General features: G+C 77.2%; 8 protein-coding genes. 2 read left to right on the plus strand and 6 right to left on the minus strand.

Features of this window, described 5'->3' with window-relative positions; genetic code table 11:
* Positions 1 to 292 precede the first annotated feature (292 nt).
* Genes tyrS through WAB14_RS18115 form a run of 6 tightly spaced genes read right to left on the minus strand, consistent with a single transcriptional unit; the run spans position 293 to position 6,474 of the window.
* A complete protein-coding gene (gene tyrS / locus WAB14_RS18090; RefSeq protein ID WP_340271744.1) occupies positions 293 to 1,582 on the minus strand; it encodes a tyrosine--tRNA ligase in 1,290 nt (429 codons plus the stop codon).
* A 52-nt stretch (positions 1,583 to 1,634) separates the two neighbouring features.
* The gene (locus WAB14_RS18095; protein WP_340271745.1) at positions 1,635 to 2,282 is read right to left on the minus strand and encodes a DNA-3-methyladenine glycosylase; all 648 of its coding nucleotides are present in this window, start codon (positions 2,280 to 2,282) and stop codon (positions 1,635 to 1,637) included.
* Entirely contained in the window at positions 2,270 to 3,682 is a 1,413-nt protein-coding gene (gene argH / locus WAB14_RS18100) for an argininosuccinate lyase (RefSeq protein ID WP_340271746.1), read from the minus strand. The genes WAB14_RS18095 and argH overlap by 13 nt, the downstream gene beginning before the upstream one ends.
* Positions 3,683 to 3,728: 46 nt before the next feature.
* Entirely contained in the window at positions 3,729 to 4,271 is a 543-nt protein-coding gene (locus WAB14_RS18105) for an arginine repressor (RefSeq protein WP_340271747.1), read from the minus strand.
* Entirely contained in the window at positions 4,268 to 5,206 is a 939-nt protein-coding gene (argF, locus tag WAB14_RS18110; RefSeq protein WP_340271748.1) for an ornithine carbamoyltransferase, read from the minus strand. The genes WAB14_RS18105 and argF overlap by 4 nt, the downstream gene beginning before the upstream one ends.
* A complete protein-coding gene (locus WAB14_RS18115; RefSeq protein WP_340271749.1) occupies positions 5,203 to 6,474 on the minus strand; it encodes an acetylornithine transaminase in 1,272 nt (423 codons plus the stop codon). Before WAB14_RS18115 ends, argF begins: the two co-directional genes overlap by 4 nt.
* Before the next feature lie 72 nt (positions 6,475 to 6,546).
* On the opposite strand from WAB14_RS18115, the gene WAB14_RS18120 reads away from it, so the two are divergent.
* Both WAB14_RS18120 and WAB14_RS18125 read left to right on the plus strand, forming a co-directional pair.
* Positions 6,547 to 7,563 carry an asparaginase gene (locus WAB14_RS18120; protein WP_340271750.1) on the plus strand — a complete coding sequence of 339 codons (1,017 nt, stop codon included), beginning with the start codon at positions 6,547 to 6,549 and terminating at the stop codon, positions 7,561 to 7,563.
* A gap of 107 nt (positions 7,564 to 7,670) precedes the next feature.
* Positions 7,671 to 8,724, plus strand: a 1,054-nt coding sequence (locus WAB14_RS18125) for a hypothetical protein (RefSeq protein WP_340271751.1), incomplete at its 3' end; no start/stop codon positions are given.

Raw genomic sequence — 8,724 nt, forward strand, 5'->3', positions numbered from 1 at the left:
GTTCTCAAGGAACGGACGCACACCCACCCCAGACCCTCCCAGGCCTCAGCGGGGGCAACCCTCACACCCTAGGTCCCCGCCCTGTGCCGGTCAAAGCCGCGTCTCGCGCGACCGAACCGAGGTCGTTGACTCGAAGGTGGCCGTCCGCGGGTCCGTCACCTTCCGGTTCCGGCCCCCTCTCGGCGGCGAAGAGAAAGTTACGTGCGGGCGACGGGCGGGTCAAATCGGCAGGTCAGACGCCCGGACGGCCGTCCTCCACGCCCGGGTGCGGCGCCGCCGCGCCCCGGTGCCGTCACCGCGTCGGCGCCAGGACCGCCGCGAGGGAGCGCCGGCCCCGCCGGAGGACCACGACGTCCCCGTGGAGGAAGTGCTCGTGCGCGAGCACGGCCTCGGGGTCGCGGACCTTGACGTTGTTCACGCTGATGGCCCCCTCGGCGATGCTGCGCCGGGCGCCGCTGCGGCTCGGGGCGAGCCCCGTGCCCGCGAGGACCTCGACGAGCGGCGTCCCGGGCGCGGCCGTCGCGCTCGGCAGCTCGGCGGCGGCGTCGCGCAGGGTGGCGGCGTCGAGCCCGCCGAGCTCGCCGGTCCCGAACAGCGCGGCCGCGGCCTCCTCGACCGCCGCCGTGGCAGCGGCGCCGTGGACGAGGGTCGTGAGCTCCTGGGCGAGGTGGCGCTGCGCCGCCCTGGCCTGCGGGCGTTCCGCCACCTCGGTCCCGAGCTCTTCGAGGCCGTCGGGGGTCACGTCCGTGAAGAGGCGCACGTAGCCGAGGACGTCCCGGTCGTCGCTGTTGAGCCAGAACTGGAAGAAGGCGTAGGGCGACGTCATGCCCGCGTCGAGCCAGACCGTCCCGGTGCCCGTCTTGCCGAACTTCGTGCCGTCCGCCTTCGTCACGAGCGGGGTGGACAGCGCGTGCACCGACGCGTGCTCGACGCGGTGCAGGAGGTCGACGCCGGAGGTGAGGTTCCCCCACTGGTCGTTGCCGCCCGTCTGCAGCGTGCACCCGTACCGGCGGTAGAGCTCGAGGAAGTCGGCGGCCTGGAGCAGCTGGTAGGAGAACTCGGTGTAGCTGATGCCGTGCTCGCTCTGCAGGCGCGCGGCGATCGACTCCTTCGCCAGCAGCCGGTTGACGCGGAAGTGCTTGCCGACGTCCCGTAGGAAGTCGAGCGCGGACAGGCCGCCCAGCCAGTCGAGGTTGTTGACGACGAGCGCGGCCCCCGGACCCTCGAGGTCGAGGAACGGCGAGACCTGCGCGCGGATCCGCTCGACCCACTCCGCGACCGTCTCCCGGCTGTTCAGCGTCCGTTCGGCCGTGGGGCGCGGGTCGCCGATCAGGCCCGTCGCGCCGCCGACGAGGGCGAGGGGCCGGTGCCCGGCGCGCTGGAAGCGGCGCAGGGTCAGCAGCTGGACGAGGTGCCCGATGTGGAGGCTCGGGGCGGTGGGGTCGAAACCGCAGTACAAGGTGACCGGCCCGGCGGAGAGCGCCTCCCGCAGGGCCTCCGGGTCGGTGCTCTGCGCGACCGCCCCCCGCCACTGCAGCTCGTCCCACAGCCCGGCCCAGGGGGCCGACCCGGTGCTCGTCACGCGTGTCCTCCGCTCGTCGGTCGGGCGCCGTCGGGCGCCGCACAGGTCAGGTCTACCCGCGGCGGCGGGTCCGGGTCGCAGCCGCACGGTACGCCGACACGTACCGGCTGGTCGCGTCCCACCACCGCCAGGGTGTCGCGGCGCCCTCGCCGGCCACGCCGACCCGGGGGCCGACCGCCACGTCCTCGGGTGCGGTTCCCCGCAGCAGACGCAGCGGCGACGACACGTCGCACAGGTCCGCGCCGTCGTGGCGGCCGTCGAGGCCGAGCGCCTGTGCGAGGCGGGCGGGTCCCCGGGCGAGGTCCCGCGGCCGCGAGCCGCCGCGGCGCATCGCGGCGAGCGCGGCGCCGTGCACCACCTCTCCCCCGCGGAGCAGCACGGCGCCGGCAGCACCCTGCTCGTGCAGCACGACGTTCGCGCACCAGTGCATGCCGTACGTGAAGTACACGTAGAGGTGACCCACCTCCCCGAACATGGTGGCGCGGCTCGGTCGCGGTCCCCGGTGGGCGTGCGAGCCCGGGTCCTCTCCCACCCCGCCGTACGCCTCGACCTCGTCGACGCGCACCGCGACGGTCCCCTCGGGGGAGGCGTGCACGAGGAGCGTCCCGAGCAGCCCGACGGCGCACCGTTCGGGCCGCCCGACGAGCGCCGCCCGGTCCAGCGGCGGCGCGGACAGCGACGCCGCGCTCAGCCCGTCCACGCGGCGGCGTCGGCGAGGACCTGCCGGAGCGCGGCCCGCTGCTCCGACACGCGGACCGGGGCGGTGCCGCCGATTGCGTCCCGGCTCGCGAGCGCCCCGGCGACGTCGAGCACCTCGCGCACCGCCGGGGTGAGGTGGGGGCTGACGGCGGCGAGGTCGGCGTCGTCCAGGGCGTCGAGGGTCACCCCCCGTACCTCGCACCGACGCACGCACGCCCCCGCGAGCTCGTGGGCCTCGCGGAACGGGACGCCCTCGCGGACGAGCCACTCGGCGACGTCCGTCGCGAGGGAGAAGCCGGCCGGCGCGAGCTCGGCGAGCCGGTCGGTGTCGAAGGTGAGGGTGCGGACCATGCCGGCCATCGCCGGCAGCACGAGCGACAGCTGGGCGACGGAGTCGATGACCGGCTCCTTGTCCTCCTGCAGGTCGCGGTTGTAGGCCAGCGGCAGCGCCTTCAGCGTCGCCAGGAGGCCGGCGAGGTTGCCGACGAGCCGACCCGCCTTGCCGCGGGCGAGCTCGGCGACGTCGGGGTTCTTCTTCTGCGGCATGATCGAGGAGCCGGTGGCCCACGCGTCGTCGAGGCGCGCGAAGCCGAACTCGTGCGTCGTCCACACGACGACCTCCTCCGCGAGCCGCGACACGTCGACGGCGGTCATCGCGAGCACCCAGGCGACCTCGGCGGCGAAGTCCCGGCTGGCCGTCCCGTCGATCGAGTTCTCCACGGGCCCGGAGAAGCCGAGCTCGTGCGCGACGAGCGCGGGGTCGAGACCGAGGGAGGACCCGGCGAGGGCCCCGGAGCCGTACGGGGAGGCGTCGAGGCGGCGGTCGGCGTCGCGGAGCCGGTCGACGTCGCGCAGCAGGGCCCACGCGTGCGCCTGCAGGTGGTGGGCGAGCAGGACCGGCTGCGCGTGCTGGAGGTGGGTCCGCCCCGGCATCGCCGCCTCGGGGTGCGCCTCGGCCTGCGACACCAGCGCGCCGACGAGCTCGCAGACCCCGGCGCCGACGGCACGGACGGCGTCGCGGAGGTACATCCGGTAGAGGGTCGCGACCTGGTCGTTGCGGCTGCGCCCCGCGCGCAGCCGGCCGCCCAGGTCGGGGCCGACGCGCTCGATGAGGCCGCGCTCGAGCGCGCCGTGCACGTCCTCGTCGGAGGCGTCAGGCCCGAGGGCGCCCGAGGCGACGTCGTCGCCGAGGCGACGCAGCCCGTCGAGCAACCCGTCGCGCTGCTCGTCGTCGAGGAGGCCGGCCCGGTGGAGGACGAGGACGTGCGCCCGGGACGCCCGCACGTCGTAGGGGGCGAGCACCCAGTCGAAGTGCGTCGACACGCTGAGGGCCGCGAGCGCACCCGCCGGGCCCGCCGCGAAGCGACCGCCCCACAGGGCGCCCGCGACGGTGCCGCTCACCGGCCCGTCCCAGCCAGGGTCGCGGGGGTGCGGGAGGGGGTGGTGGTCACTGCTCGCTCCTGGTCGTGGCGGTCGGGTCGGTGCCGGTGAGGTCGAGGAAACGGCGGGCCGCGGCCTCGCCGCCGCCGGGCTCCCGGGTGATGACGAGGACGGTGTCGTCGCCGGCGATGGTGCCGAGCACGCCGGGGACGACGGCATGGTCGACGGCGCTCGCGAGGAACTGTGCCGCACCGGGTGGGGTGCGGAGCACGACGAGGTTGCCGCTGGCCTCCGCGCTCACGAGGAGCTCGGCGCAGCGGCGGGCCAGGCGCGCGGTGAGGACCTCGTCGTCGACGTCGGCGACCGGGGAGGCGTCGCCGCCCTCGCCCGGCACGGCGTAGACGAGGCCGCCGTCGCCGTGGCGGACCTTGACGGCGCCGACCTCGACGAGGTCCCGCGACAGCGTCGCCTGCGTGACGCTGTACCCCGCGGCGGCGAGCGCCTCCCCGAGCTGGCCCTGGCTGCGGACCGCGGTGCGGGTGATGACGTCGACGACCGCCGCCTGGCGCGCCGCCTTGCTCCGCACGACGCCGCGGGCCGACGTGCTCACCCTGCGCCCCCGCCGCGTTCGAGCAGCCAGCACAGGAGCGCCTTCTGGGCGTGGAGCCGGTTCTCCGCCTCGTCCCACACCGCGCTGCCCGGCGCGTCGAGCACCTCGGCCTCGATCTCCTTGCCGCGGTAGGCGGGCAGGCAGTGGAGGACGACGACGTCCGCCGCAGCACGCCCGAGCGCCTCCCGCGTCACGGCGAACGGGGTGAAGGGCGCGTGCCGGTCGGCGGCCTCGGTCTCCTGGCCCATCGACACCCACGTGTCGGTCGCGACGACGTCGGCCCCGTCGAACGCCTCCTCCGGGACCTCCGTGACGGTGACCGACCCGCCCGTGAGGGCGGCGCGCGCCCGGGCCGCCTCGACGTAGGCGGGCTCGGGCAGGTAGCCGGCGGGTCCCCCGAGGCGCACGTGCATGCCCGCGTTGGCGCCCGCGAGGGCGTAGGAGTGCGCCATGTTGTTGGCGGCGTCGCCGACGTAGGAGAGCGTGAGCCCCGCGAGGCGACCGGTGCGCTCCCGGACCGTCTGGAGGTCGGCGAGCAGCTGGCACGGGTGGACGTCGTCGGTGAGGCCGTTGACGACGGGCACGGAGCTCGCCGCGGCCATCCGCTCGACGCGCTCGTGCGCCCCCGTGCGCCACACGACGGCCGCGACCTGCCGGCTCAGCACCCGCGCGGTGTCCTCGATCGGCTCGCCCCGGCCGAGCTGCGAGCCGGCGCTGTCGAGGACGAGGGGGTGGCCACCGAGGTCGGCGACCCCGACGGAGAACGACACGCGGGTGCGTGTGCTCGGCTTGTCGAAGAGGATCGCGACCGACCGCGGGCCCGCGAGGGGCCGCCGGGCGTACGGGTCCGCCTTGACGGCGTCGGCGAGGTCGAGGACCTCGAGGAGCTCGTCGGGCGCGAGGTCGTCGTCGCGGAGGAAGTGGCGGACGCTCATGCGGCCGCCCCCGCCGTGTCGAGGACGCCGGGCAGGGCGTCGACGAACCGCTGCGCCTGTCCGGCGGTGAGCACGAGCGGCGGCGCGAGCCGCACCGCGTCCGGGGTGACGGCGTTGACGAGGAAGCCCGCCGCGAGCGCGGCGGCCGCGACCGCCCGCGCCCGCGGCTCGTGGAGCACGACGGCGAGGAGCAGACCCTCGCCCCGGACCCCCCGGACCGCCGGGTGGCCGAGCGCGAGGACGCCGTCGCGGAGCACCGCCCCGACGTCGCGGGCGTTGCCGAGCAGGTCGTCCTTCTCCACGACGTGGAGGACCGCGAGCGCCGCCGCGGCGCTCAGCGGGTTGCCCCCGAACGTCGTGCCGTGCTGGCCCGGCCCGAGCAGCCCCGCGACGTCGGACCCGAGGGCGAGAACGGCCCCGACGGGGACGCCGCCGCCGAGGCCCTTCGCGAGGGTCACGACGTCCGGGAGGAGCTCCGGCTCCTCGGCGAGGGCGTCGCCGAGGTGGTGCGGGAGCTGGTGGGCGAACCACGCGCCGGTGCGTCCGACACCGGTCTGCACCTCGTCGAGCACGAGGAGGGCGCCGGCCTCGCGGGTGAGCCGCCGCGCGGCGAGCAGGTAGCCCGGCGGTGCGGGCACGACGCCGCCCTCGCCCTGGACCGGTTCCAGCACGACGGCGGCGACCTCCCCGCGGGAGGTGTCGGCGAGCACGGCCGCGAGGGCGTCCGCGTCGCCGAACGGCACGTGCTCCACGCCGGCGGGGAGCGGGGCGAACGGGGCGCGGTACGCCTCGTTCGCCGTGAGGGCGAGCGCCCCCATGGTCCGGCCGTGGAACCCGCCGTGGGCCGCGACGACCCGCGGCCGACCGGTCCGCCGGGCGATCTTGAACGCGGCCTCGTTCGCCTCGGCCCCGGAGCCGCAGAAGAACACGCCGCTGCCGGCGGGCGCGTGGACGAGCTCGAGCAGCCGCTCCGCGAGACGCACCTGGACGGGGGTCGCCGCGAGGTTGGAGACGTGGCCGAGGGTCGAGAGCTGCTCCGCCACCACCGCGGCGAGCACGGGGTGCGCGTGCCCGAGGGACGTCGTCGCGATGCCGGCGAGGAGGTCGAGGTACTCGCGTCCCGCGGCGTCGCGCACGACGGCACCGCGACCCGACACGAGGACCCGCGCCGGCGGGGCGTACGTCCCCATGACCGCGGCACCGTGCCGGGCGCGCCACTGCTCGTCGGAGGCGTGGCCGACGAGGTCGGCGAGGGTCGGGACACTCACGCTGCATGACTATACATGCGAGCGCATGAAACGCTCGCGCGGTCGTGGGGACCGTGTGGCAGGTTCGCGGCCGTGGACGTCCTCCCCGACCTCGCCGTACCGACCGCCGCCGACCTCGTCGCCGCGGCGGCGCCGGCCGCCGTCACGACCCGCAGCGGGTTCGCCGAGTGCCTGCACCACGGGGCCGGCGCCGCCGTGGTCGTCGACGCCGACGGCGCCTCGCGGCGGGTCGCGCGGCTGGGCGACCCGGCGGTCGCGATCCTCCCCCGCTCGGCGCTCAAGCCGCTTCACGCGGTCGCGCTGCTCGGCCTCGGCCTCGACGTCGACGACGAGCTCCTCGCCCTCGTGTGCGCGAGCCACTCCGGGGAGCCGGGTCACGTCGAGGGGGTCCGGCGGCTCCTCGCCGGCGCCGGTCTCGGGCCGGACGACCTCGCCAACACCCCGGACCTGCCGATCGACGACGCGGCCGCGCAGCGGGCGAGAGCGGGTGAGGGCCCCTCGCGCCTGCTGCAGAACTGCTCCGGCAACCACGCCGGCATGCTCGCGGGCGCGGTCGCCGCCGGCTGGCCGACCGTGGGCTACACGGCGGCCGGGCACCCGGTGCAGGGGGCGATCGCCGCGACGGTCGCGCGCCTGTGCGACGGTGCGGTGCCCGGCAGCGCGGTCGACGGGTGCGGGGCGCCGGCGTACGCCACGAGCACCGAGGGGCTCGCGCTCGCCTTCGCGCGCCTGGCCGCCGCGGCCCCCGGGTCCACGGAGGCACGGGTCCGCGGGGCCATGACGGGCAACCCCTGGCTCGTCGGCGGCACCGACCGACGGGCGACCCGGATGATGGACGGGCTCCCCGGGCTGCTCGTGAAGGACGGCGCCGACGGGGTCGTGGCGGCCGGGTGGCCGGTCGGGGACGGGCGTGGCGTCGGTGTCGTCGTCAAGGTGCTCGACGGCGCCGACCGGGCACGCGGGGTGACGCTCGGGGCCGGGCTGCGGGCCGCGGGGGTCGACGTGCCGCTCGACGCTCCCGGCTTCACCGACGAGGTCCTCGGCCACGGCGAGCCGGTCGGGGAGGTGCTCGCCCTGCCCTGGTCCTGACCGGGCGCCCTGGTCCGGCGGTCACGTCCGGAGCGCCCCTGGCACCTGTCCGCTGCGCAGCGGGCCGACCGGCCCGCCGAGGCTGCGACAGCACGGACGGAGGCGGGGTGACGGCGGTCGGCGTGGTGCGGGGCGGCTCGTCGCGCCCGCTCGACTGGTCGCCCCTCGCCCCCGCCGACCCGGTCCCCGGCGACCCGGACGAGGTGCTGGTGGCGGCGGCACGCCACCGCGACGTCGCCGACGCCGTGGCGGCCGCCGAGCAGGGCCTGCGTCGCGTCGCGACGGCCGCCGCCATGCGCAGCCGGGCGGTCGAGGCGTTCCGCGAGCAGGCGTGGCGCACGGGCTCGGACCTCACCGCCGTCCTGCCGCGCCTACGGGGGGCCGCCGAGGCCCTGTCGGCGTACGCGACCTCGCTCGCCGACGCGCAGGCGGAGTCCGTGGCGGCCCTCCGCCTCGCCCAGGAGGCCGAGGACAGCCGGCGCGTCTGGCTCGACGCCGCCGACGCCGCCACGGCCGCCCTCCGCGACGCCGTCCTCCTCCCCCCTGTCACCCTGCCCGGTCTCACGCCGCCCGGCGCCGTCGTCACGCCCGCGGAGCACGACGCGCGGGTCGCCCTCGCCCGGGCGCACGACCGGCTCGTCGAGGCCGACGCGGACCTCGCCGCCGCCCGGCGGCGATGCGAGACGGCCGTCGACGACCGGGACGCCGCGGCGGGTCGAGCGAGCCGCGCCCTCGCCGACCTGCGGGCCGGTGACGGTCTCGACGACCCGCGGTGGTCAGGGCTCGAGGACGTCGCGACGTGGACCGGGCGGGTGGCGGCCGTCGCCGGGACCGCCGCCGCCGTCCTCGCCCTCGTGCCCGTCCTGGCACCTCTCGCGGGCGTGCTCGCCGGGCTCGCCCTCGCTGCCGCCGCCGTCAACCTGCTCGTGACGCTGGTCCTGCGAGCCGAGGGGAGGGCGACGTCGTCGGACGTCGCGTGGAGCGCGGTCGGGGTCGCCACGCTGGGCGGCGGGCGGGCGCTCGTCCCCGCGATCCGGGCCGCGCGCGCAGCCGTCGGGCCCGCGTCGGTTCCGGTGACGCGCGCCGCACCGCGCGCCGCTCGGCCTGCCGTCCGGTCCGCGCCACGACCCGAACCCGCCCACCGCCGGGCCTCGCCGCGGC

It is taken from the genome of Aquipuribacter nitratireducens (assembly GCF_037860835.1).
Lineage (GTDB): Bacteria > Actinomycetota > Actinomycetes > Actinomycetales > JBBAYJ01 > Aquipuribacter > Aquipuribacter nitratireducens.